General features: G+C 48.2%; 22 protein-coding genes and 2 pseudogenes. 16 read left to right on the forward strand and 8 right to left on the reverse strand.

Features of this window, described 5'->3' with window-relative positions; translation table 11 throughout:
- Window positions 1-46 precede the first annotated feature (46 nt).
- Window positions 47-3,172, forward strand: coding sequence for a glycosyl hydrolase (locus H70357_RS03895; RefSeq protein ID WP_038585990.1), 3,126 nt, complete (start codon window positions 47-49; stop codon window positions 3,170-3,172).
- Window positions 3,173-3,387: 215 nt separating this feature from the next.
- Here the strand turns inward: H70357_RS03895 and H70357_RS34960 are convergent.
- From H70357_RS34960 to H70357_RS03900, 3 genes and pseudogenes are all read right to left on the reverse strand, one after another.
- Window positions 3,388-3,633, reverse strand: a pseudogene (locus H70357_RS34960) (cation:dicarboxylate symporter family transporter); the annotation flags it as partial.
- Window positions 3,585-3,743: a hypothetical protein gene (locus H70357_RS35645; protein WP_156130810.1), complete on the reverse strand. Its 159-nt coding sequence runs from the start codon at window positions 3,741-3,743 to the stop codon at window positions 3,585-3,587. The pseudogene H70357_RS34960 and the gene H70357_RS35645, both read right to left, overlap by 49 nt.
- The gene (locus H70357_RS03900) at window positions 3,736-4,272 is read right to left on the reverse strand and encodes a ClbS/DfsB family four-helix bundle protein (RefSeq protein ID WP_038585992.1); all 537 of its coding nucleotides are present in this window, start codon (window positions 4,270-4,272) and stop codon (window positions 3,736-3,738) included. The genes H70357_RS35645 and H70357_RS03900 overlap by 8 nt, the downstream gene beginning before the upstream one ends.
- 133 nt (window positions 4,273-4,405) lie before the next feature.
- Between H70357_RS03900 and H70357_RS34965 the strand changes: the two genes are divergently transcribed.
- The 8 genes from H70357_RS34965 to H70357_RS03935 all read left to right on the forward strand — a co-directional run bounded on the left by H70357_RS34965 (window position 4,406) and on the right by H70357_RS03935 (window position 13,151).
- On the forward strand, window positions 4,406-5,356 hold the full coding sequence (locus H70357_RS34965; protein ID WP_076110289.1) for a sensor histidine kinase: 951 nt from the start codon (window positions 4,406-4,408) through the stop codon (window positions 5,354-5,356).
- Window positions 5,316-6,011 (forward strand): response regulator transcription factor, encoded by a 696-nt coding sequence (locus H70357_RS03905; RefSeq protein WP_052091808.1) that lies wholly within the window; start codon window positions 5,316-5,318, stop codon window positions 6,009-6,011. The genes H70357_RS34965 and H70357_RS03905 overlap by 41 nt, the downstream gene beginning before the upstream one ends.
- Before the next feature lie 81 nt (window positions 6,012-6,092).
- Window positions 6,093-7,019, forward strand: coding sequence for an ABC transporter ATP-binding protein (locus H70357_RS03910; protein ID WP_038585997.1), 927 nt, complete (start codon window positions 6,093-6,095; stop codon window positions 7,017-7,019).
- Complete coding sequence (locus H70357_RS03915; RefSeq protein WP_038585999.1) at window positions 7,012-7,779, forward strand: ABC transporter permease; 768 nt, start codon at window positions 7,012-7,014, stop codon at window positions 7,777-7,779. The genes H70357_RS03910 and H70357_RS03915 overlap by 8 nt, the downstream gene beginning before the upstream one ends.
- A 187-nt stretch (window positions 7,780-7,966) precedes the next feature.
- Window positions 7,967-8,809, forward strand: a complete 843-nt coding sequence (locus tag H70357_RS03920; protein ID WP_038586002.1) for an aldo/keto reductase — start codon at window positions 7,967-7,969, stop codon at window positions 8,807-8,809.
- Between the two features lie 176 nt (window positions 8,810-8,985).
- The gene (locus H70357_RS03925; protein WP_038586005.1) at window positions 8,986-10,221 is read left to right on the forward strand and encodes a GGDEF domain-containing protein; all 1,236 of its coding nucleotides are present in this window, start codon (window positions 8,986-8,988) and stop codon (window positions 10,219-10,221) included.
- A 151-nt stretch (window positions 10,222-10,372) separates the two neighbouring features.
- Window positions 10,373-12,070: a hypothetical protein gene (locus H70357_RS34155; RefSeq protein WP_052091809.1), complete on the forward strand. Its 1,698-nt coding sequence runs from the start codon at window positions 10,373-10,375 to the stop codon at window positions 12,068-12,070.
- 184 nt (window positions 12,071-12,254) lie between these two features.
- On the forward strand, window positions 12,255-13,151 hold the full coding sequence (locus tag H70357_RS03935; RefSeq protein WP_038586007.1) for an SDR family oxidoreductase: 897 nt from the start codon (window positions 12,255-12,257) through the stop codon (window positions 13,149-13,151).
- A gap of 82 nt (window positions 13,152-13,233) precedes the next feature.
- Here the strand turns inward: H70357_RS03935 and H70357_RS03940 are convergent, their stop codons facing one another.
- Window positions 13,234-13,827, reverse strand: a complete 594-nt coding sequence (locus tag H70357_RS03940) for a GNAT family N-acetyltransferase (protein ID WP_038586010.1) — start codon at window positions 13,825-13,827, stop codon at window positions 13,234-13,236.
- A gap of 347 nt (window positions 13,828-14,174) precedes the next feature.
- Between H70357_RS03940 and H70357_RS03945 the strand changes: the two genes are divergently transcribed.
- Window positions 14,175-15,632, forward strand: coding sequence for a serine hydrolase domain-containing protein (locus tag H70357_RS03945; RefSeq protein WP_038586013.1), 1,458 nt, complete (start codon window positions 14,175-14,177; stop codon window positions 15,630-15,632).
- A 10-nt stretch (window positions 15,633-15,642) separates the two neighbouring features.
- On the opposite strand, the gene H70357_RS03950 is transcribed toward H70357_RS03945, so the two are convergent.
- Together H70357_RS03950 and H70357_RS34160 are read right to left on the reverse strand one after the other, a co-directional pair.
- The gene (locus H70357_RS03950) at window positions 15,643-16,038 is read right to left on the reverse strand and encodes a P-loop NTPase family protein (protein ID WP_038586015.1); all 396 of its coding nucleotides are present in this window, start codon (window positions 16,036-16,038) and stop codon (window positions 15,643-15,645) included.
- A complete protein-coding gene (locus H70357_RS34160; protein WP_052091810.1) occupies window positions 16,026-16,457 on the reverse strand; it encodes an NUDIX domain-containing protein in 432 nt (143 codons plus the stop codon). The genes H70357_RS03950 and H70357_RS34160 overlap by 13 nt, the downstream gene beginning before the upstream one ends.
- Before the next feature lie 487 nt (window positions 16,458-16,944).
- Here H70357_RS34160 and H70357_RS03960 point away from each other — a divergent pair, with 487 nt between their 5' ends.
- The 6 genes from H70357_RS03960 (at window position 16,945) to H70357_RS03985 (ending at window position 22,649) form a co-directional block, all read left to right on the forward strand.
- A complete protein-coding gene (locus H70357_RS03960) occupies window positions 16,945-18,873 on the forward strand; it encodes an asparagine synthase-related protein (RefSeq protein ID WP_038586018.1) in 1,929 nt (642 codons plus the stop codon).
- 31 nt (window positions 18,874-18,904) lie between these two features.
- On the forward strand, window positions 18,905-19,030 hold the full coding sequence (locus H70357_RS35650; RefSeq protein WP_038586022.1) for a paeninodin family lasso peptide: 126 nt from the start codon (window positions 18,905-18,907) through the stop codon (window positions 19,028-19,030).
- 114 nt (window positions 19,031-19,144) lie between these two features.
- Entirely contained in the window at window positions 19,145-20,077 is a 933-nt protein-coding gene (locus H70357_RS03970; RefSeq protein ID WP_038586025.1) for a hypothetical protein, read from the forward strand.
- 4 nt (window positions 20,078-20,081) lie between these two features.
- Window positions 20,082-20,381: a lasso peptide biosynthesis PqqD family chaperone gene (locus H70357_RS03975; RefSeq protein ID WP_038586027.1), complete on the forward strand. Its 300-nt coding sequence runs from the start codon at window positions 20,082-20,084 to the stop codon at window positions 20,379-20,381.
- Complete coding sequence (locus tag H70357_RS03980) at window positions 20,378-20,836, forward strand: lasso peptide biosynthesis B2 protein (protein WP_038586029.1); 459 nt, start codon at window positions 20,378-20,380, stop codon at window positions 20,834-20,836. The genes H70357_RS03975 and H70357_RS03980 overlap by 4 nt, the downstream gene beginning before the upstream one ends.
- Window positions 20,837-20,849: 13 nt before the next feature.
- A complete protein-coding gene (locus tag H70357_RS03985; protein WP_038586031.1) occupies window positions 20,850-22,649 on the forward strand; it encodes an ABC transporter ATP-binding protein in 1,800 nt (599 codons plus the stop codon).
- Between the two features lie 426 nt (window positions 22,650-23,075).
- On the opposite strand, the pseudogene H70357_RS34970 reads toward H70357_RS03985, so the two are convergent.
- Both H70357_RS34970 and H70357_RS03990 read right to left on the reverse strand, forming a co-directional pair.
- Window positions 23,076-23,195, reverse strand: a pseudogene (locus H70357_RS34970) (CPCC family cysteine-rich protein); the annotation flags it as partial.
- Window positions 23,196-23,222: 27 nt separating this feature from the next.
- Entirely contained in the window at window positions 23,223-23,987 is a 765-nt protein-coding gene (locus tag H70357_RS03990; RefSeq protein WP_038586032.1) for a Nif3-like dinuclear metal center hexameric protein, read from the reverse strand.
- Between the last annotated feature and the right edge of the window lie 320 nt (window positions 23,988-24,307).

Raw genomic sequence — 24,307 nt, forward strand, 5'->3', positions numbered from 1 at the left:
GATAAATTAATTCAACGGGTTTCTGATCAAACCATGGAGGTACGAAATGATAGATACACAGGAGCTGGGAAATCTATTTCAAAATCCGGGCATAACTTACAGACCGCAACCGTTCTGGTTTCTAAACCATGACTACAACCCGGAAATGCTGCGCTGGCAATTACAGGAAATGCATGAGAAAGGCATTGGCGGTGTTGTACTTCACTCGAGGCACGGCAAGACCGAAGAGTATTTCTCCGAGGCTTACTTTGATATGCTCGAAACTTGCATCGAGGAATGCAGCAGACTCGGTATGCAAACCTGGTTATATGATGAGGACAATTGGCCTAGCGGAACTTTCGGAGGCAAGTTGACCCAGCAATTCCCCGAGTACAGGATGCGTTATTTGCGGGTGGAAGAGAAGAGATATTCTCCAACGGATGGGCAGAGGGAATGCTTGATAGATTTTGCCTTAGAAGATCATCATTCATTGATTTCTATTCTGGCCTACCGCATAAAACAGAATGATGGGGAAAAGGTTGTTTTGCAGGATAAACCGTATGATTTGACCCATTTATACGGTCGATCCTGGCAACCGGAGGAAGACGGGGATTATGTAATCCTCGCGTTTTGGGAATGCGAGGTCGCTGAGAAGGTAACCTTTGCGCGAGGCTATTACTTGGATACGATGAATCCGGAAGCTGTGAATAAATTTATCGAACTGGGCTATGCACCATTCGATCGGTTGTCTGCACATTTTGGGACGAACATACAAGGAGTATTTACCGACGAGCCGGGGCTCATGATTCACGACGGATTTTCTGGAGTAGAAGCGATGAAAACAAGCGTGGATCATTTGGAGGAAAGCTTGCCGGGGGTGATTTTGGCATGGACGCGAAACCTTCCGGAGCGTTTCGAGCAGCACTGCGGATACTCGCTTCTCTCCCATCTCGGCTCCCTGCTTTTTCAGGTGGAAGATACAAGCCACAAAGTACGTGAAGATTATTATGCGGCTCTTACGCACTGGTATATCGATGCGTATCACCGTGGATTAAGCTCATGGTGCGAAGCTCGCGGGCTGGCCTATATCGGTCATACGCTGGAAGAACCGATCTGGGGTCAGGCACGTTCGCAGGGGAATCAGACGCAGGTGCTGCGGGAATTTGATTATCCCGGTGTCGATTATTTGCAAGCAGGTATCGGCACCAAAGAGAATCCCTATCGTATTCTGTCCGTCAAGTGCGCGTCGTCGGTGGCCCATATTGAAGGCAAAAATCGCGTCATTTGCGAGGCGTTTGGAGCCAGTGATCACGGGTATTCCATGCGTCAACGGAGACTTGATGCCAATTTTATGGCGTTTCTGGGCGTTAACTTGTTTATTCCCCATGCATTTTATTATTCATTCGAAGGGTACCGCAAGACGGATTTTCCGCAGACGGAATTTTATCATGCGCCCCACTGGGACCATTATAAAGCTTTTGCCGATTATATCGCCAGACTCAGCTTCATGGGGAGCATAGGTCATCATAATGCCCGTATTTTGCTGCTTAGCCCCGTGCATACGGTCTATCAGGAAATGTTCGACAATGGAAGGGCAGAGCTTAAGCCCGCTTCGGATGTGCTGCATGCTCTACTGTCCGATCGATTAATTCGCAACCAGCTCGACTACGATTACGCCGACGACAGCCAAATCCAGAGTAGTTTTGCAGAACAGGGTCATTTAACGTTTACGAAGTCGCAGGAGAAGTATCGGGCTGTTATTTTGCCTCGTATGAAGGTTATGTCTGTCGCGTCGGCGGCCAAGCTGAACAAGTTCGTGGACCAAGGGGGGCTGCTGATCGCGATCGGAGAAGTGCCATCGGATAGCTTTAACCAGACAGATGACCCGGAGCTGAATAAGTATTTGAACCCTCTTTTCCCGCAATCAGGGGAAGAAGAATGGCATGTGTATGGACAAGGGAAAACGCTGCTGCTGTCCGAACCGAAGGTGACTGCCGATGATGCGCGATATTTGTGTGAACAGCTGCGGCAGTTTCCAGGAGTCGATCAAGTAACCGGACGCTGGTTCATACCGGAAACGGAGAAAGAACGGGTCATCGTGACTTGCCGGTGGGTAGAGGGCGAACAATACTTCTGGATGATGAATTGGTCGGAGGAAACGGCGGAGATCCAATGCTTGACCCAACCAATGGAAAGGGTAGAGGAGTGGAAGCTGGAAAACGGCGAGCGAATTCTTCTTACACAAAGGGAGTCGAATGAATTCCGTCTAGTGCCTGGCGAACTGCGGATCGTTCGTATCGTCAATTCCGCTCCTGGGAAAATGCTGGAAGGGTTGTATTCCTTAGAGAAGAATATCCTGCTGCCCTCATCTTGGGATTTTAAGCTGGAAGATCCCAACGTGAAGGTTCTGGATCGTTGGGAAGTGACATTTAATGACCGCGAATCACGGATGAATGCGGTGATGCCCGGCCAAACCAACACCTATCGAACCCGGCTCATGATTGATGCTTCGGCAATCGGCAAGGAGATACGACTGGTCACCGATGATATTGATCAGTATGTGCCTTCACATATCGGTTTTTTATCCAGGCGCCGCAGTGTGGAGATTTATATCAACGGGCATAGACTGCCGGCGCTTGAGACTGCGGGCTGGCAGGATCCTTTTTTTAAAAGTGTGAATTTGACACCTTATGTGCATGCGGGTGAAAATTTGATCGAACTGCTAACCATCTCACTCCTGGAGCCTATGATTCGGGTAGCCTCCCCTTTATTTCTGATAGGAGATTTCGCACTAAATGAAGAAGGCGTATTAATTGCCAGTCCTCAGCCTATAACCGGATACTGGAGTGAACAGGGATATCCTCATTTATCGGGCAAGGCCGTTTATATGCAAAACTTTATGATGAGTGACATCAGGGTTGACGAAGCGCAGCAGCAAATCGAACTGGAGCTTGAGGACGTAAGGGAATCGGCATCCGTGCTAATCAATGGACAATTCGTAGGAACATGTCTATGGCCGCCATATCGCTGGGACATCACAAAGGCCATGCGTCCGGGATTAAATGAAATCCGCATACAAGTTGCGAACACGCTTGCGAATTTATATGGGAAAGAAGTATTGCCGTCAGGATTATCAGGAGGAGGCTGGATAAACATTAAGACGTTGACTAATGGAGATTCCCGTGAGGAATAAAATCCATTGGGAATACCGTTTTCCTCATTCAGCAGCTTCTCGTAGAAACCCAATCCAACCGGGAACAATAAACAAGCAGGAGCCCCAGGCCTCCTGCTTGTTTTTATCTAAAGATAAGAATTTATATGTTTCACGCTATAAATTATCCTTCTATTTCTCGCTGAAACGGATACCGTCCTTTTGAGGACGGCGAAGCCGTTTCCACTTGACACTATTTATTGGGTATTAATCACAAATTCCACGCCTTCTTTGCGATTTTTTGCATATTCAGCGGTTGCTGTGAATAGTAAGTCGGAAGATGAGTTAAGCGCAGTCTCGAAAGAGTCCTGCAGAACACCGATAATGAAACCTACACCAACGACTTGAATTGCAATATCATTCGGAATGCCGAAGACGCTGCATGCTAGAGGAATCAGTAAGAGCGATCCTCCGGCAACACCTGAGGCACCTGCAGCAAATATTCCAGCGGGTAGAGATCCTCTCTCGAAGTGATTAATGCTTTGAATGAGGCAATGGAGAATCCCGCAGCCTGATTCACAAGCTTAAGAATAACAAAGGTATCTTTATACATTACCCGGGTTCCCCGCCGCACTGTATTTCTTCCACTTTCTGATTTTGGCGCGGAAGTTGGTGAACGGGGCGGCTGAATTGATGTGAATCCAGCGGGCCATCGGCCAGTTGTCCTTGCTGCCAGTCCATTTGCGGGTGCCTTGGGTGAACAGCTCTTCTTCGGTTAAAGTACCGATCCATTCCAGCCACTCCTGCTCCCTCTGACGGAATAGGTCTCGCAGCTCGGCGAGGGATAATGCGGCATATTGCTCGTAGAAGGACTGGTAAAGTCCGCCAAGCTGGTTCCATTTATAGCCGGGTGACGGCATGTGGACCTCACGGCCTTCCCGTTCATCCTTGTCCCAGCCCATGATGAGAGGAAGCCAGCCAAGCTGGTAGGCGATAATTTCGGCGGGTGTTTTATCCACCTCAGGTATTCTTGCATCCCTCCGGCTGTTGTCGATCCCGTCAAATTCTGCATCCAGCAGCACATACTTGGAGTGAATGGTCTCGATTAATTCTTCTTTGGACGAATATTCATAGCTTGCCACAGCAGCGCACCTCGTTTTTATTCTAGTTATACCATAGAGCAGTGACGGCAGTGTGTCATATTTAACCAAAACAGGATCATAGCAAAAATCTATAATCGTATATAATGATATTCATATGGAAGGAAGTGACACCATGATTATTGTCCTGGTTATAGCTATTATTTTGTTAATGGCCCAAACTATTTACCTGCTGTATTATAAAAGCCAGATTAGGGATATCGGGAATCAGCTGTCTTTTATTATGGAACATAATTCTTTTAAGTTTATAGGAACACAATTAAAGCCTAAGGAAATCGATAGCTTAATCCACCGCTGCAATGCTTTGTTAAGCCGTCAAAGAGCCCTGGATCAGCAATTCAGCCGGAAAAATGAAGAGATGAATTCTACGATCATCAGCCTGTCGCATGATATCAGAACCCCGCTTACTTCATTAGATGGTTATCTCCAATTAGCTCTGCGCTCAGAACAACTTCAAGACAAGACACAATATGTAACACTAGCCCAATCCAGAATTCAGCAGATCATCAAGTTGGTTGACGAGTTGTTTTTATACACCAAGCTGCAGAATCCGGAATATAGCTTTGAACTTGAATCCGTTGACGTTATGGATGTGCTGAAGCGGAACTTATTTCATTTCATTGATGATTTTTCCCGGGCCGGTGATGAACCCATGCTTAATCTTCCGGAGTTGCCCGTTTCTATCGTGGGGAATGTGAATGCCGTGGAGCGGGTATTTGCGAATATCGTCGGCAACTATTTTATACATGGGGAAGGTTCGTTATCTATTGGTTATGAGGATAAGCAGGATACCGTGTGTATCCATTTCACCAATCTGCTGAAGGCAGGGACCCAGGTCAATATGGAGCGGATTTTCACCCGTTTCTATAAAGAAGATCCTTCACGTACCGTTCATTCCTCCGGTTTGGGTCTATCAATTGTGAAATCACTTATGGAAAAGATGAACGGAGATACGGAGGCCGAATGTATCGGCGATACCTTTTGCCTAAAAACAGAATTTATGAAAACAGCGAAGGAGAATGCAGATGTGCGGGAACGGGAACAATCAGCGGGTCCTGATTATTGAGGATGATGAACATATTAACGGAATTATTTATGACGGTCTTACAGCAGACAAGTTTCTTTGCACACAAGCATATTCCGGCAGTGAAGGGAAGATGAATCTGGCTCACCGCGAGTACCAACTCATTGTGCTGGATCTGATGCTGCCCGGTTTATCGGGGGAAGAATTCATGCATTATTTACGGAAGGATTTAAAGTCTGGGGTCCCGGTGATCATCCTGTCGGCTAAAGACCAGTTGGATCATAAGTTGAACCTGTTCGCTTTGGGAGCAGACGATTATGTCACCAAGCCTTTTGAAATAGAAGAGCTGATTGCCCGCATCCATGTCCATATCAAAAGAAACGCGGCAGATGAATCCTCCAAGGAGTACAAGCATAAAAACCTGCTGCTGGACAGCACGGCATACAGTGTCAAAGTAAAGGATAAGACACTTAGTCTGACGAGACAGGAGTATAAAATTGTTGAACTGCTGGTGAGGAACCCAACGCGGGTATTCACGAAGCAGGATTTGTACGAGCTGGCATGGGATGAAATCTATATGGGAGAAGACAAAACGATAACGGTGCATATCAGCAATATCCGCAATAAAATTAAGCGCTATGATAGTGAACCTTATATTGATACGATCTGGGGAATCGGCTTCAGGCTGAGTAAGTGAAACGCTTTGACATTTCTTAACCTTTTATTGGCGATGTCTTAGCCTTCATCCTGTTAACTTATGGTGAAGGAGGGTGCTACCATGTCAGATTGTATTATTGAAATGAGTGGACTTACGAAAAGGTACAAATCAAAAACCGCTGTGCTGAATGCCGATCTCAAAATATTCAAAGGTGAGATTGTAGGATTAATCGGGAAAAACGGGGCGGGGAAATCGACGCTGCTGAAAATGATCGGCGGATTAATTTATCCGACGTCGGGAGAACTTCATTTTTTTAACCGGTCTTCGGGTGAGAATCAGTCTTTCTTCGAGCGGATGGGCGTGCTGATTGAAAATGCCGGACTCTATCCCCATTATTCGGCCTATGAGAACTTGAATCTATTGGCCATGGCTTATGGCCTCAAGGATAGGAACAAGCAGATAGAGAAATTGCTGCAGCTGGTTGGACTAGATCATAAGAATACAGCTAAAGTCAAAAGCTATTCCATGGGGATGAAACAACGGCTCGGCATAGCGATTGCTTTACTCGGAAGTCCGGATGTCCTGATACTCGATGAGCCGATCAACGGGCTTGACCCGGAAGGTATTGTTGAGATTAGACAGTTGATCCTGGAGCTGAACAAAGACGGCTTAACCATTATCATTTCGAGTCATTTTCTTGAGGAGTTATCCAAAATCGCGACTAAGTATGCAATTATTCATCAGGGTGAGATTGTTGAGGTGATCTCCAGAGAAGAACTGCTGCAGAAATGTGAGGAACGGATTGAGATCGGGGTGGATGAAGCCAAAACGGCCATTCCGGTTTTGGAGCGGGAACTGCAAATCTCAAAGTACAAGGTTGCCTACGGTCAAACGCTGTATGTCTATGACCGGAACATTGAAATCCGGCAAATTACGAAGGTGCTGGTGGATCATGGGGTATCGGTAGATTCAATTTATAAGCATAAGCAGAGCCTGGAGCAATACTTCCTGGAACGGACGGAAAGTGCGGGTGATCACTATGATTAATATCCTTAAGATGGATTTTCACCGCTTCAGAAATAATAAAATCATGTATTTGCTGCTGCTGCTGTTCTGTGCTTTTCAAATCTTCGGCATCTTTATGATGCAGCAATACTCACAGTCGATTGAAGAGGGAGGCGTTGTGGTCAGCAGCATGAATGAGAGCGAGTTTATCCAATATAATATTTCACAGCCCTCCTCCTGGATGCTGATTTACATTGCGGTCTTCAGTATTTATTTCTATATGAGTGAATATAACTCCGGATTCCACAAAAATTATATCTCGATGAGAAAAGCAAGAATCTATTCCGTCTTGTCGAAAATGTTGATCCTGGCCGTGTTTATAATCCTTCTGTTCATCACACTGCTGATGTCTGACTGGATTGGAAGAAGCCTATTCTTTGGTAATGCCAGCCTTGGTGATCTTGGTTTTTTCGTTAAACTGCTGGTCGGCCAGTTTTTGCTGCATTGGGCATTTTCGATCCTGATTCTCTGTATTGCAATGATCGCCAAAAACCTGCTGGTAAGTTTGACCGCTGGATTTATCCTGGCCCTAAATGTTGTGGGAATGTCGCTGGCTGCTCTGGAATCGCTTGTTGAGGGAATTCACCTGTCGAAATACCTGCTCATCAATACGCTGGTCCGCATAAAGGACTTCAATAATACCGGCGAAGTTATGCATACGACTTTTGTTGCGGTTGCAGCTATTGCAGTATTCACGTTCATTGCAGTCCGTTATAAAATTAAGGAAGACCTGAATGTATGAGCAGGCTGAATCGAGTCCATTTAAATGCTGAAAGATCCCGATCCGCTCAAAGCGCAGAGAGTTACAGAGGCGACACTTCCAGACTAAATAAGGTAAAATAAAACTGGGTGCAAGCGCGTTTGCGTCTTCAACATAAATAGAGTGCAGCCCGTTTGGGGATTGCACGACACAAAGGTGAAGAGTAACGATGACTGAAAGAATCCCGGAAATTGAATTGAACGATGGACTAAAGGTGCCTGCGATTGGATTTGGGACTTACCGCTTGAAGGGTGAGGCTGGTGTAAAAAGTCTTACAACAGCGATTGATGCCGGCTATCGCTTGCTGGATAGCGCCTTTAATTATGAGAATGAAGGAACGATTGGCGAAGCGGTTCGCCAAAGCTCTGTGCCGAGGGATCAGCTGTTCATTACGTCCAAGCTGCCGGGGCGCCATCACGCTTATGACAAAGCGGTGGAAACGATCCAGGAATCCTTATATCGGGCCGGATTGGACTATTATGATTTCTATCTCATCCATTGGCCGAACCCCAATGTGAATTTATACGTTGAGGCCTGGCAGGCGATGATCGAGGCCAAGAAGCAAGGGCTGATCCGCTCCATAGGGGTCTGCAACTTTTTGCCCGAGCATATAGAGCGTTTGATCAAGGAAACCGGAGTAGCGCCAAGCATGAACCAAATCGAGCTGCATCCCCTGTTTAACCAGGAAGAGCAGCGCCGATGGCATAAAGAGCACGGAATCGTGACCGAATCCTGGAGTCCGCTCGGACGCGGCAGCAGTATTCTGGAGAATGACAAGCTTGCTGAAATTGCCGGAAGATATAACAAGTCAATCTCCCAGGTCATCCTGCGCTGGCATGTCCAGCTTGGAGCGGTTCCGATTCCCAAAGCAGGATCTGTAGAGCATCAGCGGGATAACCTGAACGTGTTTGATTTCGCTCTGACTGAAGCGGAAATGGAGATAATTTCGGGACTAACCTCAGCATCCGGGCGTATCGCGGATCAAGATCCGGCGACCTATGAGGAATTCTAAACGTACTTAACGCATGTGCATTCACAAATGCTATAGATCGGACAAACCTATCCGCGGTAATGGATAGGTTTTTTTATGTGCAGGCGGGTAAAAAGGTGCGATTCATAATTAAGCGGGCGCGGGCATGTAACCGATAAATAAGTATAGTTGAATGGACACGGAGGATTTATTGAACGTTGAAAAATATACTCAAAGTCGCATCCACGATCATACTGCCGTTTGCTCTGCTTGTGCTGGCGTACTTCTTTGCCAATAACACACATACCTTTTCCCAGCCGCAGCTGGAGCTTGTGAGGCTTGCCCCCTACCCCATCTTTCTGATCGGAGGCGTCCTCTCCTGGAAATTCAACCGCAGCCGGGAGTTTTTTCTGCTCCTTATTTTTACGCTCAGTCTGGCCTCACTGCAATATTTGCGGGAGCTGCCCGGCGCGGGTGGCGAGGTGCCGGTGTCCGATCTTCACTCCATTCTTTGCCTGGTGATTCCGGTTAATGTCCTGATCTTCTCTTTCTTTAAGGAGCGCGGGATATTCAGTCTATGGGGACTTCTCCGCATTGCATTTATATTGGCTCAGGCAGCAGCAGCCGTATGGTTGTTGAACCCGGACCAAAGCGCCATTCTGCACCGGATCGGCAAGGATCTGCTGCCTGTAACGCTGCGTGATCTCACCCCATTGTCGCAAGCCTCGCTGATTGCTTTTGTGCTGGCGGGGATAAGACTTATTATCAGGCAAGTTTCCCAGAAGTCATCGCAGGATATTTCTTTCATTGCGGTGCTGGCGGGAATGTTATATGTGCTGCATAGCGAGTATGATCCTATCCGGTATGCCATATTATGGGCCGTGTCGGGGATCATTCTGATTACCTCGATCATTCAGGATTCGTATTCGATGGCGTTCTCCGATGAGCTGACCGGACTTCCTTCCAGGCGGGCCTTGAAGCAGGATATGATGAAGCTGGGGATGAATTATGCGATTGCCATGCTGGACATCGATCACTTTAAGAAATTCAATGATACTTATGGCCATGATACGGGGGATGAAGTGCTAAGGCTGGTGGCTTCTACTTTAAGAGAGGTTGCCGGAGGCGGAAGGCCCTTCCGTTATGGCGGTGAGGAATTTACGATCCTGTTCCCGGGTAAAAGCATTCAGGATGCTTTGCCGCATCTGGAAGAGCTGCGCGAGAAAGTGGCTAAGCGTGCTTTTACACTGCGGGGGAAGAGCAGAGGAAAAGGCAAAGCAAAGCGCAAATCGAAATCTGCAAGCACGAGATCAGCCAGGCCCATATACATAACGATAAGCATCGGCGTTGCCCAAAAAAATGAAAAAAACAAAACGCCGGATACGGTCATGAAGTCTGCGGACACCGCCTTATACCGGGCCAAGAAAAAAGGGAGAAACTGCGTAAGTAAGTAAATATTCTATTTCATAAGGCACCAAAGCAACAAAAACATACATAGTATAGCGGTTCTTAGACCAAGCGGAAACGGGGGCATTCGGTAAGGTTCAATGTTGGAGCAGGCAGGAGTATTCTTAGCAAAATTATAGTCGATGGAGGAAACAACGAATGAAAAAGCTATTTAGTCTGCTGCTTATATTGTTAATGGTTACACCAGCCTTTGGCAGCACAACCTTTGCGGACAATGCGGTGAAGGCTAAGGTGGCAGAGAGCAGCACATTTTTTAATGGAGAAGAGAAGCAGTCTAACGGATTCGCAATACTCGGCAATAATTATTACAGCTTGCGTGATATCGCCGAACATTTCTCGGGAACCTCCAGCCAGTTCGATATTACCTGGAATAAGAAAAACAATGCGATTGAGATCATAACCGGACAAGCTTATACGCCTGAGGAGAGCGGAGGCAGCAAATATTACAGCCAGAGCAGCAGCTATAGCGCTACACTGTCTAATTCCAAGGTGGTGCTTGACGGGCAGTTGCAGTCTATTAAGGCCTACACGATTGACGGCAGAAATTATTTTCAGTTGAGAGATTTGGCCGCCAAGATCCCCTTTGAGCTCGAATACGACAATAAGCTGAACCAGCTGGCGATGTTCTCTAAGGTTCCGGACCATGCGTACCGCGTGAAGGCGGGGGCTCCGGTGGAGAGCAATGCCGAATCGTCTAATTTCCCCAGATGGAAAAGTACAGTAGAGTCCTACCTTGTCAACAATAGCGACGGGACTGTAAGCGTCATTGAGGCGGGCAAGGAGGTTGCGATTGAAACGTACAATGCCAAATATGAATTGACAGCAACTCAAAAAGTAGCATATGAGCTTCCGCTGTTCGGCGGCTTCTACAGTGGTGTGAAGTACAACTATATTGCGTTTGGACAAGAGAACCGTGAAGAGGATAACAGCAAAGAGGTCATTCGCATCGTCCGTTATGATAAAAGCTTCAACCGTATCGACAGTGTGTCCGTTAAAGGCGGGGAGAGCTACACGGTAGTACCTTTTGATGCAGCCTCCGGAAGGATGGCCGAGCAGGGAGATACGCTTGTCTTCCACACCAGCCGTGAAAGATACACGACAGAAGACGGATTAAACCATCAGTCGCAGCTCACAATTATCGTGAACACCGGCACTATGACCGTGACCAATGATATGGGAAGATTTCAGAAAAATCATGTCAGCCACTCCTTCGATCAATATGTGCTGTTCGATGGAAGCAGCCATGTGCTTGTGGATCATGGTGATGCCTATCCCCGTTCAATTGTCCTGAATAAAGGGGACGGCAAGAGTTACAGCGAGGTGGACCTGTTCCAGATTCCGGGGAGAACCGGGGCGAATGCCACCGGGGTTTCGGTTGGCGGATTCGAAATGTCCGCAGGCAATTATATTGTTGCTATGAACAGCATCGACCATTCCTTGGTTAAAGACTACACCTCTTATGAGATGGTTGGGCTGGAGAAGGATCAGCGGGATGTTATGCTGAATGTATTGCCCAAGAACAGCCTTGCCAGCGCTTCCGTTAACCATATCACCCTGGCTAAGTATGTAGGCACCGATCGTATTGCCTCCATACCGAAACTGGTGAAGATAACGGATGACAAATTTATGGTGCTGTGGCAGGAATTTGATAAGGACAATCATCCGGGTGATTTGAAATATGTATTCATCGATGGTTCGGGGCAAGCTGCAGGTGCGATCCAGACGATTAAGCATTTTGTATTATCCGAATGCAATCCGGTCGTCAGCGGGGGCAACATTGTCTGGTACACCAATAGCAATGGTTCGCGGCTGTTCTATACGATTCCGGTGAACTAGGCAGCAAATTATAGCGGCACTCTCTCCCGACCCTAACAGCATCAGGCCGCATCCTTATTCGTAAGGGCGGCCTTTTTGCTGTGCCTTTTGCATTGGAAAGGAAATAATCTTCCGTTTAGAGAGCCCAGTTCTGGTTACATAAAGAGATAAGAGTTGAATCATTTTGGACTGAGGAGGATTTACGATGAGTGATCAATATACGATTCAGGACCCTGTGAAACAATATCAGAAAGCCACGGCGGAGTTCCAGCAGCAGCAGCCCGCTCCGGGACTGGAGAAGGCGATGCATCCGAAGCCGGATGACGGTGCGGAAACCTACCGCGGCAGCGGACGGCTTACCGGACGCAAAGCGATTGTTACCGGAGCAGACAGCGGGATTGGCCGCGCGGTGGCGATTGCTTTTGCCCGCGAAGGTGCTGATATAGTCCTGTCCTACATGCCGGAGGAAGAGGCTGACGCGAAGGAAGTGGTCAAGCTTGTAGAGGAAGCGGGCCGCAAGGCCGTCGCCCTGCCGGGCGATCTCAAGGATGAGGGCTACTGCGAGCAGGTAATTGCCGCAGCGGTCGAACAACTGGGCGGAGTCGATATCCTGGCCAATATTGCGGGCAAGCAGCAATTCGTCCCGGATATCGCCGATCTCACCACGGAGCAGTTCGACGCCACCTTCAAGACGAATGTGTACTCGCTGTTCTGGCTCTGCAAGGCGGCGATCAAGCACATGAAGCCGGGCAGCACGATCATCAATACTTCTTCGATTCAGGCGTATCAGCCTGCACCGATTTTGCTGGACTACGCAACCACCAAGGCTGCGATTAATACGTTCAGCAAATCACTTGCCCAGCAGGTGGCGGGCAAGGGAATCCGGGTGAACGTTGTGGCTCCCGGCCCGGTGTGGACCCCGCTTCAGGTCAGCGGCGGCCAGCCGGAAGAGGTGCTGAAGGACTTCGGGGCGAAGACGCCGCTGAACCGTCCGGGCCAGCCCGCCGAGATGGCTCCGGCCTATGTATTCCTGGCCAGCCAGGAATCCAGCTACATCAGTGGTGAAACGCTGAATGCCAATGGCGGGATGCCGACGCCGTAATCAGGATAGTCCAAAAAGCAGACGCCGTTATGCAAACGGCGTCTGCTTTTTTCGTTATTATAGCTAGGAACAATGGGGGGATTCACTCCCGTCCGTACTCTACACCCCGAACCTTGGCAAATATCATAGTATGTCTTAAAGTACCCGTTACATCACATTTGTCGTTGCGCAGCGTCCCTTCCAAGGTAAAGCCTGAACGCTCAGCAATTCTTGCACTCTGCACATTGCGGGAATCACAGCGGATTTCAATCCGGTTCGCCTGCAGCTCCTGAATAGCGTATTTCGTAATGGCATCTACGGCTTCTGTGATGTACCCCTGCCTGGCGAAAGAGGAATGAACCCAATATCCGATCTCGAACTTGCGTGATTGCCAATCGATCCGGTGCAGGCCGCTGCTGCCGATCAATTCCCCCGTTTCCTTCCGGAATAAGAGCAGCCTCAGATCTGTACGCTCCAGGAATTCCAGCCGCGAGCGGCGGATGCTTGCTTCGGATTCCTCAACCGTAGGCACTTTGTTTGCCCAAGGCATCCACGGACGCAATTCCTCAATGCTTTCTTTGACGGCCTCGTTTACAGCAAGACCATCTCCCCAATGTGGGGCGCGGATCAGCAGCCGTTCACTTTCAAAGCTTTCAGGTATGGATAACATAATAAGGCTGCTATCTGCGGTGCCCATAGGTCCAACTCCTTGATTAGATTTCACTAGACTATATTCTATCGTAATTGTTCTATACTATGAATTAATGCACTCAGAAAACAAATAGTAACGATAAAATAACTATATAGATTGAACTTAAGGTTTTAGAGTACAGGATCAGTCGCAACTACGGAGAATATTTGGACTTCCGGCCGCTGTTGTCGTAAGAATTTCTTGATTTTAACCGCTCTTAGCGGTAGAAATCCGAAGACAAAGGCGGACACTACCGCTCCTCCAGTTCCAAAATCCCCCTCCGTTGCTCCTTTTCCTTATCTCAAGTTTTTAAGTTCATTCTATATAAAATTTTAGATTAGGAGGTATAAACCATGAAGTTATCCAGAGGTATCCCCGATCATCACGGGATATCTTCCAGAGACCTCTTAGATTTCTTCACTGCGATCGAACAACGGAAGCTTGAGGTGAACCAGTTTATGCTGCTGCAGAACGGTGTGGTAACGGCTGAGTTCTCGCGGACACCATATCGTCCGGATTGCCCGCAATTGCTGTATTCGCTGAGCAAAAGCGTCACCTCCATAGCTGTAGGCATCGCCTGTGACGAGGGACTCATGGAACTGGAGGACCCGGTGATCTCCTTCTTTCCGGACAAGCTGCCACAGCGGATCTCTGCCAACTTGGTGAAAATGACGGTGCACCATCTTTTATCCATGAACGCAGGCCACCATGATAATATCTATGCTGCTGTGGCTAGAGAGCAGGACTTTGTGCGGGCATTTCTGGCACAGGACGTTCCGCATGAGCCGGGAAGTTATTATGTGTACAGCACGCATTCTACCTATATGCTGTCTGCCATTATGGAGCAGGTTGCGGGACAGGGTCTGGTCGATTATTTGATGCCAAGATTGTTTGAGCCTTTGGGCATACCCCGCCCATCATGGGAAACTTGTCCGCTGGGCACTACAGCAGGCGGGATGGGATTAAGCTTATCGATTGAAAGTATCGCGAAATTTGGCCAGTTGCTGCTGAATAAAGGACTTTATGCGGGAAAAAGAATTGTGTCTGAGCAGTATATCGAATTAGCTACTACGGAACAAAGTGACAACCGCCGCCTCCCCAGAGCAGACCGGGTCGACTCGGCACAAGGCTACGGGTACCAATTTCATCTGTGCCGGCGTGGGGCGTATCGGGGGGACGGCTCGTTTGGCCAGCTCTGTTTTGTGGCTCCTGAACAGCAAATAGTCATTGCCGCCACCTCGGCCTTTGAGAATATGACGAAGCTGCAGCATCTTTTAGACTTGATTTATAAGTTCATTATCGATCGATTAGACCAAGGTGGGGTCAAACGGATTTCCAGTCACTCTGAGGATATGCTCAAGCTCCAGCACCGGTTGGGGGCTATGGCTTATCCTGTTCCTGCCTTCAAGCCTATACCGGAAAATATACCGAATCTGGTCAACAGAGGTTATTTAATCAATGAAAATCCCCACGGTCTCCAAAAAATCATTTTCGAGTGGAAAGACGAACAACTTGAGCTTCATATGTTCTATGGGGATGAGCGGGATAACGTCATTCTGTTTCATTTTTCCAAGCCGCTTCATGGGGTAGATGTATTCCCTAAAGACTTATCCCAAGAGCAGCAGGAGGTGGTCACGTATGCGCTCTGGGAAAATGCCAGCAAGCTTCAACTCATCCTGTTCTACATCGAAACGCCATATGTGGTCACCTATACAATAGCCTTCCATGACAACAAAATCGACTTTGCGTTCAACATTAATGTATCGCTTGATATACCGAACTATAGGGTTACGGGACGATTCCAGCAATAATACAGCGGATTTATAGCTTAATGTGCTTGTGAAGCTTGCTGTTGTCCCGTAACACAAGCAGTTTATCCTGATACGGCTTCAAGGTTGTAAAAATTTCAGGCCGCTCTTTCCGTTGATGTCCGTAATTCCATATGTACATTTTTTTCAGCATTTCGAAGGATTGCATTACCCATTTATGATGCACGCCTTCAATGATCCACTTGTCAGAGGCAAGGATATTATTCAGTATCTGGTCTCTGTCTTCCACGCTGTTCCTGACATCACCGCCTTCTGTCCGCCTCCATACGATGTTGTCGAGCTCGTAATAAGGGATATCTAATGAGGAGGACAGATTTCTTGCTAAGGTGGATTTGCCGCTGCCGACGGGACCAATGATATGAATCCTGTGTGGTTTTACTCGGTCCATTGTCTGGGTCCGATAACATGGAAAAGTTGCTGGCTGGCGGGATTCAGCGCGTGCAGGATTCTTTGCACTGTGAAATCGCTAATGGGCCGGGGCAGATCGTCTACAGCACAATATTTGCACTCCACAATCTCCGGCGAGCAGGGCTTAGGTGCTTGATATGAGTCTTCTTTACAAGTGAAAACAAAATGGTGCATGTCATTACCCGGGTCATAGTAGACCCCGGTTAAAGACTCTGGAGTGACCTTAAGACCTGTTTCCTCCAGCACTTCGCGCCGCGCGCTTTCCTCTGCCGACTCTTGTGCCTCGGATAACCCTCCGGGCAGTTCCCAATTGTATTTCCCGTAGCTGTGTTTAACCAGAAGGACATGCCCTTCCAGATTCAGGATGACTGCTGCCGCGCCGATCAGTTTATTTGACACAATAGACACTCCTTAATCGTTATATTTAGGATGATTGCTTGTCTGTGGCTGACTGATCAGGTTGCCGATACTATTAATTATAGTAAGCAATGGCCGAACAACAATCAACCGACGGCACTAACTATTCCCGGAAGCAGTAATATCGAACTGACTACCGATAGAGACATTTACTCTCACCGTCCCTGGCTCTCTCCTTGACGGTTTTTTTCTGTGTGAAAATAATATCCTGTCTTCCCTCTGACAAGCAATCGAGAACCCGTTACGGTCAAAAGTGTTATTTTGTCCTACCACAAAAGTCTACTGAGGTCAATACGCTAAAGGATACCTAAAAGTAGTCTTAGGTGCTATTCACAATGAATGGCAATACCGTTATCTTATATATTAAGAAGTGTTCTTTATTAAGAACTATTAAAATATAAACGCTGGAAAACTCCTGCCGGGTTTTAAGAGCCGAGTGGAGATTTTTTATACAGGTGGAGGCCACAAAATGAGCGCAATCGCCGGTATCTGCCAATTGCAGCACCATAATCTGAATCCTGATCAGGGACCGAGTCTTATGCAGCAGCTGAGCCGTTATCCTGCGGATGATGCCAGGGGCTGGCAGGGTCAGGGGATTTTCCTTGGTTGCCGTGCGCAGTGGATTACTCCACAATCCTTGAACGAAAAGCTGCCGTTTTATGATCCCGAGCGGAGGCTGGCAATTACAGCGGATGCCATTATCGACAACCGCAGCGAGCTGTTTGGGCAGCTTCAGGTGCCCTATGAAGACCGGGACACCATACCCGACAGCTTGCTCATCCTGCTCGCCTACGAGAAGTGGGGAGATCAGACACCCGTTCATCTGGTAGGAGACTTTGCCTTCATGATCTGGGACGAGCGCAAGCGATCTCTTTTCGGAGCCAGAGACTTCTCCGGCAACCGGACGCTCTATTTTCATAGATCCACTGAAAGTTTCGCTTTTTGCACAGTTATTCATCCGCTGCTTTCTATGCCGGGTGTAAGCCATAAGCTGAATGAAGAATGGGTCTCAGAGTTTCTGGCTATTCAGAATAGAGTCGATGCCACGGACTGCTTTTCAACGGTTTATCAAGCTATTGAACAGCTGCCTCCTTCACATTCCATGACCATCACCGGGGAGAAAATTACATTCTCCCGTTACTTTATATTGCAGGCACCGCCTAAACTGCGTCTTGGCTCCAACGGGGAATACGAGGAAGCCTTCCGCGAAGTATTCGGACAGGCGGTCAAAGACAGGCTTCGGACCCATCTTGCCGCCGGTGCCAACCTGAGCGGGGGACTTGACTCCGGCTCGGTAGTCAGCTTCGCTGCTGAAGAACTCCGTCGCCGCGGGAAACCATTGCATACCTTCAGTTATTATCCTGTAGACAGCTTTACCGGTTTTAATCTGGGCAAAAGGGTAGCAGATGAGCGTCCCTTTATTCAGGAGACGATTGATCATGTAGGGAATATTGAGCCGAGCTTTCTGAACTTTCCCGAGCAGAGTCCTTATACCGAGATTGACGAATGGCTGGATATTCTGGAGATGCCCTACAAGTTCATTGAAAATTCTTACTGGCTTAAAGGCATATTTGAACAGGCACAACAGCAGGGACTTGGTGTTCTGCTGAGTGGACAAAGAGGCAATTGGAGTGTTTCCTGGGGACCTGCGCTGGATTATCAGGCCAAGCTGATTCGTGAATTCCGGTGGCTCTCTTTCTACCGTGAGAATAAGCAATACAATCAGTCGATGGCAGCGAACCGCAGAAAGGTGCTGCAGATCGTCAGCAAAAAGGCCTTTCCGTCGCTTGAACGGCTGCTGCCCCGCAAACGGGAGATGCAGCTTGAGCTGATCCATCCCGATTTTGCCAAACGAACGGAGGTCCATGAACGTCTTCGGGAATTCAATATGGACCGTAGGCCCTCCTCGCAGACGGTTTATGATATCCGCCAGAAGCATTTTGAGCAGCCGCATATCTGGAATGTCAACGGAACAGTGGCTACCAAGATGTCGCTGAAGTACCGGGTATGGGACCGCGATCCCACGAATGATCTGCGCGTGATCCGCTTCTGCCTGTCCGTGCCGGAGGGACAGTTTGTCCAGAATGGTGTGGACCGTTCCCTGATTCGCAGAGCCATGGAGGGACGTCTGCCGGATGAGGTCAGAATGAACCGGAAGCAGCGCGGGGTGCAGGGAGCAGACGGGATTCTCCGGATGCTGCCGCAGTGGGACAGCTTCCTCGGAGAGCTTCGGGAAATGATTAAGGACCCCCGGACTTCAGCCTACTTGAACAACAATGTGCTTGCGGGATGTTTGGACCGGATTAGTGAGCCTAAACCGGAGATGATTTACAATTCGGAGTTCCGCCTCCTTACACGGGGACTTGTATTTTACCGCTTTCTGAAATCATTATCCTGATAGCAAGACGCCTGAAAGGGGGTGAAAGAATATGAAAAAGGAATACAGCAAGCCTGCTTTGGAAGTGCTCGACGTTAAAATGACTATGGCTGGACCAGGATTTAAACTCGCCGACTCCTTCCAAGATGATCCGGATGAGATCGTGCACTACTCCTAAGACTGCTTTTAGTCGTGCGGCCCTCATCCCCCTATGCTTGCTGAAGGGGGGGAAGGGCTATCTTTTCATCATCACCTTTTAGAACATGTGAATTTACAGGATGGAGTGAATCGTATGGCGAGTATCGTTCAAGGCTTGGCTTATAAAGCATTTGGTCTGCAAATTCATAGTGAATTTCCCTTGCCGGAGCTTCCTCTTACTGACCAGCCGGGGTTGATCGGCAGTGTGTCGGTCATTCAAGAAGACTTGTCGGAGCGTTGGCAGGCCATTCCGAAGATCACACCCAGCCTGGGTGTATCAGGGAACGAAGTTATGTTTGAAGCCAAGGACACCGCTATTTTCTCCATTCGGGACGGCAGTACGATTACAGTGTCACCTGCACCAGGTGCGGACGGCGACTGTGTACGGCTCTTTATTCTGGGAAGCTGCATGGGCGTTCTGCTGATGCAAAAAAAAATTCTCCCTCTTCACGGCAGTGCGCTTGTACTGGACAACAAGGCTTACGCGCTGGTTGGGCGTTCAGGGGCAGGTAAATCGACACTCGCCTCCTATTTGATGGATCAGGGCCACCTGCTGATCAGCGACGACGTTATTCCCGTTATGGTGCAAAATGGACATCCATTAGCAGTTCCAGGCTATCCGCAGCAAAAGTTGTGGCAGCAGAGCTTGGACTATTTGGGAATGAATTCGTCCTCTTACCGCCCGTTATTCGAACGTGAAACTAAATTTGCCGTTCCCGTGCATGACCGCTTCCAGGCTGAACCGCTGCCGCTCGCAGGTGTGTTTGAACTGTCGGCGGCCGGAGAAAGCCCGGTAACCCTGCACGCCATCAGCGGCCTGGAACGGTTCCATACTTTATTTAATCACACTTATCAAAAGGCAATGATTGACCGGATTGGGATCCGAGAATGGCATTTTGGCATGTTGGCCTCTTTCGTTAACCGGCTGCCGATGTACCGGCTTACCCGTCCTGAAGCAGGCTTCAGTGCCCCGGCACAAGCTTCGCTTATATATGAAACGATCCAACGTCAAGTGGAGGAGAGATGAACCTATGAATACTACAAATATTTTGTCCCTCGAAACGGTCCTTGTGCAGCGTGAGGGCAATATCGCCAGCGACATGGACGGCGAGAAAGTCATGCTGAATGTGAAGAATGGAAAGTACTACAATCTGGGTGAGGTTGGCGGAGAGATTTGGTCGGCGCTGGCATCACCGGTTACCGTAAGACGGATTGTGGAGACCATCCAGGAGATTTTTGAAGTTTCGGCGGAGCTTGCCGAGCAGGATGTGGTTGCTTTTGTGCAAAGTCTGCTGGATGAGGATCTCGTCGTAAATGTTAGCGGATCATGACAACCCTCCGTCGCATCCGCCTGTTGCTGACCGTTGACAAGGCTGCTGTGGCGCTGATTCCAGAGGCATTATGGAGGCTTTTTCTGGTGCGAATCCAGCTGCTTTTTCCGTTTGCAAGAACGGCTCCACGGCTGGGGATACAGTCTCAGGAGACTTCCGAGGTGTCCAATGCGGCCGATATTCCCCGGATTAAGCATATTACGAAAGCGATTCGTGTCATCAGCCGTTATACACCCTGGAAAAGCACCTGTATGGTCCGTGCAGTGGCTGGACTACAGATGTTAGAGAGACGCGGGATTGAAAGCACACTCTATATGGGGGTTGCCAGAGATAAGCAAGGTCAAATGATCGCCCATGCCTGGCTGCGCAGCGGAGCTTATTATGTATCCGGCGATGATGCCATGCAGGGTTTTGTAGTTGTGGAGAAGTTTGCCAAAGTGTTACAAGCCGAGTAATCGAGGTGGGACCATGCAAGCCATAATCTATTACATCCGGCAGCTTCAGCGCTTGTCCGGAGTCAAACTGTACCTTAACCTCCTTGGCATGGTCATCAGCGGACTGCTGGAGAGCTCAGCCATTCTGCTGCTTGTACCGATGCTGGGAATGGCCGGGATTCAGCTAGGCGGAACAGGAGCGGGGTACAGTATACCTATGCTCGGTTTCCTGTCAGAGCTGCCGCAGACGACGGCGCTTGGGATTGTGCTCGGCGGGTATGTCTTTATCGTACTCTGTCAAAATTTGATTTCGCGTTTCGTCGCGGTCCGTAATGTGGAGATTCAGCAGAGCTACAGCCGGCAGCTGCGGTATGATGTTTACAGCGCACTTTTGCGGTCAGAGTGGGCCTTTTTCCTCAAAAAGCGCACCTCGGACCTTATCAACGTAATGACCACGGAAATGGCGAGGGTGCTCGCTGGAATCAGCTGTTTTCTGCAGTTTCTCACTTCGCTCCTGTTCACACTGGTGCAGATCGGCTTCGCCTTCTGGCTGTCCCCTAAGATGACTCTCTCTGTACTGGTATGTGCGGTCCTGCTGTCCTTGTTCTCCCGCAGATTCATCCGCAAAGCCAAGAGGCTGGGCAGTCGCAGCTCCCAGCTCGGCCAGATGTATCTAGCCGGAATCACGGACCAACTGAACGGAATCAAGGATATCAAAAGCAATAATCTGGAGCATTCCCGGTTGGACTGGCTTCATGGGTTTACCGCTGAGGTCAAAAAAGAGCAGCTGGACTATACAAGACTGCGCTCGAATTCCCAGCTGCTGTACAAAATGTCGTCGACGCTCCTGATCGCTGCGTTTATCTTCGTGTCTTTCCGGTTTCTGCACGCGGAGGGCCCATCTTTCCTGCTGGTTATCCTCGTGTTTGCCCGGCTGTGGCCGACTTTTGCTGCCCTTCAGTCGCTGATGGAGCAGCTCGCCTCTGTCCTGCCTTCCTTCAAGCAGCTTCAGGCGCTGCAGGAAGAATGCCGGCAGGCTGCTGAACACGGTGCGGAAGGGGAAATTGCGAAGCAAGTTACACCTATGGCTTTGAAGCAAAGCCTGGAAGCCCGGAACGTGAACTTCCGTTATGATCAGCAGGAGCCGCAATATTCGCTCCAGGGGGTAAATGTGGTGATTCCGGCTAATAAGATGACGGCGATTGTCGGACGTTCGGGCGCAGGAAAAAGCACGCTAGTCGATCTGCTCATGGGCCTGATGCAGCCGGAATCGGGCGAGATCTGGGCCGACGGTCAGTCCATTTCAGGAGACAACCTCCTGTCTTACCGGCGCTCCATCGGTTATGTAGCGCAGGATCCTTTTCTGTACAACGCGACGATCCGCGATAATCTGACGATGATCAAACCGGATGCCAGCGAGGAAGAACTGTGGGAAGCGCTGGAGTTTGCTTCTTCGGCCGATTTTGTCCGCAAGCTGCCGGAAGGACTGGATACGCTGATCGGTGACCGGGGCATCCGCCTGTCCGGCGGCGAACGGCAGCGTCTGGTGCTGGCACGCGCGATTATCCGCAAGCCTTCCATCCTGGTCCTGGATGAGGCAACAAGCGCGCTCGATACCGAAAACGAGAAGCGGATTCAGGAAGCGCTCGAGCGGCTAAAGCATTCCGTGACGGTAATCGTGATCGCCCACCGGTTGTCCACCATCCGGGGAGCCGATCAGATTCTGGTCATCGACCAGGGGCGGGTCATCCAGCAGGGCGTGTTCGGCGGGCTGGCCTCAGAAAAAGGGGGCATGTTCAGCCGGTTGCTCAGCAGTCAGGAAGAGGCGATGTAGGCGACGCACAGTTTCGGGTTGAAGCTGGCGAGGCCTGTTGACGACTGGGATATCTTAGAGGGATAAATAGATGACAGGGCGAATGGACGAATAGATGAGTAGACGAATGGACGAATGAACGAATGGATGAAAGAACGAATTGGACGAATGAACGAATGAACGAATAGACAAATAGACAAATAGCATGGCCCCTCTCTACCGAAATCGGCAGGGAGGGGCTTTTGGTGTCACATTTATCAGCCAATTTGGCATGAAGCTTGAAAATGATTGCACTTTGTGCAGCAGAATTCCACCGAAAGCAGGTATATTTCGGTTCTACTGCACTTTGTGCAGTCAAATTTCGAAGAACCGCCGATATGCAGCTATATTTGAGAAATCTAGTGTACGAAATACAACAGAATGCTAGTTGAGCTCCAAAAGAAAGGAATCTAGTTGAACGCCATCATCTTCCCAAAAACATATTTCGCAAATATCATAAGTTCCTGGTGGTTTAAGTTCTAAAGTTTTATATCCACAGCATGGACAAGCTCCTTGAATTACGATCATGTTTTCTTTAACTTGCACTTCTATTTATTATCCCGTCACTTCGAAATGTTCTTCATGTAGTTGTAATATTTCTATATCCTTAAATTTCTCTTGAAGTTTTTGAGCAAAAGACTTTACTCCGAATATCTCAGTAAAGGTATGGCTTCCAACAATAATATTCATATCTATGAACTTAGCATATTGAATTGTGTAGAGTGTCTTTTCACCAGTTATGTAAACATCACAATTACTATTCATAGCATCTCTCAACTGATTTGTTCCATTACCTGCACCTGTGACCATACCTATTCTCTTAATTTCTTTGTTATTATTCTTTTGAAAATATATTTTTTCACCCAATAAACAAGTCATTTTTTCTACCAATTTCTCTAATGGTATTGGAGAGTCAAACTCCCCAATACCTATTGCACTATGACCTTCGAAATGACGAGATTGTTGGACGACTTTACTGACTCCTAGCAGTTTAAGTAATGAATTGCATGTTCCAAAATCAATATAATCCAATGGCAAATGAATATAGAAGTGTGCAATATTATGTTCTTTTAATAACTCTATGCACTGCTCCTTCATCCCATAAACAAAATCCCATGCATCATGATGGGTAACTATTAAATGGACATTCTTCTCAGCAGCCTGCAAGACTATCTCAGGAGTAATATTTGTTGCATAACCAATTCTTTCATAATTATTCAATGAAAAATTACAAAAACCATACTCTTCATCTTCTTTAAAGTCTATAAGCAATTGACCAAATAATTCATATATATGTGATCTGAATTGTTGAACAATCATCAGTGTGTCCCTCCATGATTATTTATTATTTCAAGCGGTTTCGCCTAACTCCTAATCCACGCACTCGCATATCCCTCTCATAAAGCTTGATAAGCGAGTTTGCTTAATACCCCTCCGTAGAGTGATAGACGAAGCTATTCATCATCTTCGACTTCCGTTGTCATCAGATCTGTGGACTTTAGATGCAAAGGATATTTTCGATGCTGCCAAGAGGGATGTATCTGAAATACTTATCATTGTGTTCGCCTCTTGTTACTTCAAACTGCCGGTTAGCTTAATGAAGCATCGTCAGTCCAATACTTTATTTTTCAGTCTATATA

The sequence above is a fragment of the Paenibacillus sp. FSL H7-0357 genome (assembly GCF_000758525.1).
In the GTDB taxonomy this organism is placed as follows: Bacteria; Bacillota; Bacilli; order Paenibacillales; family Paenibacillaceae; genus Paenibacillus_AQ.

Excerpts from the sequence above, each read along its gene's own strand:
- H70357_RS34155 (WP_052091809.1), top strand. The coding sequence starts at position 10,373 with ATGAAAAAGCTATTTAGTCTGCTGCTTATATTGTTAATGGTTACACCA.
- H70357_RS03950 (WP_038586015.1), bottom strand. The coding sequence starts at position 16,038 with ATGGACCGAGTAAAACCACACAGGATTCATATCATTGGTCCCGTCGGC.
- H70357_RS03935 (WP_038586007.1), top strand. The coding sequence starts at position 12,255 with ATGAGTGATCAATATACGATTCAGGACCCTGTGAAACAATATCAGAAA.
- H70357_RS03915 (WP_038585999.1), top strand. The coding sequence starts at position 7,012 with ATGATTAATATCCTTAAGATGGATTTTCACCGCTTCAGAAATAATAAA.
- H70357_RS03905 (WP_052091808.1), top strand. The coding sequence starts at position 5,316 with ATGTGCGGGAACGGGAACAATCAGCGGGTCCTGATTATTGAGGATGAT.
- H70357_RS03980 (WP_038586029.1), top strand. The coding sequence starts at position 20,378 with ATGACAACCCTCCGTCGCATCCGCCTGTTGCTGACCGTTGACAAGGCT.
- H70357_RS03985 (WP_038586031.1), top strand. The coding sequence starts at position 20,850 with ATGCAAGCCATAATCTATTACATCCGGCAGCTTCAGCGCTTGTCCGGA.
- H70357_RS34965 (WP_076110289.1), top strand. The coding sequence starts at position 4,406 with ATGATTATTGTCCTGGTTATAGCTATTATTTTGTTAATGGCCCAAACT.
- H70357_RS03910 (WP_038585997.1), top strand. The coding sequence starts at position 6,093 with ATGTCAGATTGTATTATTGAAATGAGTGGACTTACGAAAAGGTACAAA.
- H70357_RS03920 (WP_038586002.1), top strand. The coding sequence starts at position 7,967 with ATGACTGAAAGAATCCCGGAAATTGAATTGAACGATGGACTAAAGGTG.
- H70357_RS03960 (WP_038586018.1), top strand. The coding sequence starts at position 16,945 with ATGAGCGCAATCGCCGGTATCTGCCAATTGCAGCACCATAATCTGAAT.
- H70357_RS35645 (WP_156130810.1), bottom strand. The coding sequence starts at position 3,743 with ATGTATAAAGATACCTTTGTTATTCTTAAGCTTGTGAATCAGGCTGCG.
- H70357_RS03975 (WP_038586027.1), top strand. The coding sequence starts at position 20,082 with ATGAATACTACAAATATTTTGTCCCTCGAAACGGTCCTTGTGCAGCGT.
- H70357_RS03895 (WP_038585990.1), top strand. The coding sequence starts at position 47 with ATGATAGATACACAGGAGCTGGGAAATCTATTTCAAAATCCGGGCATA.
- H70357_RS35650 (WP_038586022.1), top strand. The coding sequence starts at position 18,905 with ATGAAAAAGGAATACAGCAAGCCTGCTTTGGAAGTGCTCGACGTTAAA.
- H70357_RS03940 (WP_038586010.1), bottom strand. The coding sequence starts at position 13,827 with ATGGGCACCGCAGATAGCAGCCTTATTATGTTATCCATACCTGAAAGC.
- H70357_RS03945 (WP_038586013.1), top strand. The coding sequence starts at position 14,175 with ATGAAGTTATCCAGAGGTATCCCCGATCATCACGGGATATCTTCCAGA.
- H70357_RS03990 (WP_038586032.1), bottom strand. The coding sequence starts at position 23,987 with ATGATTGTTCAACAATTCAGATCACATATATATGAATTATTTGGTCAA.
- H70357_RS03970 (WP_038586025.1), top strand. The coding sequence starts at position 19,145 with ATGGCGAGTATCGTTCAAGGCTTGGCTTATAAAGCATTTGGTCTGCAA.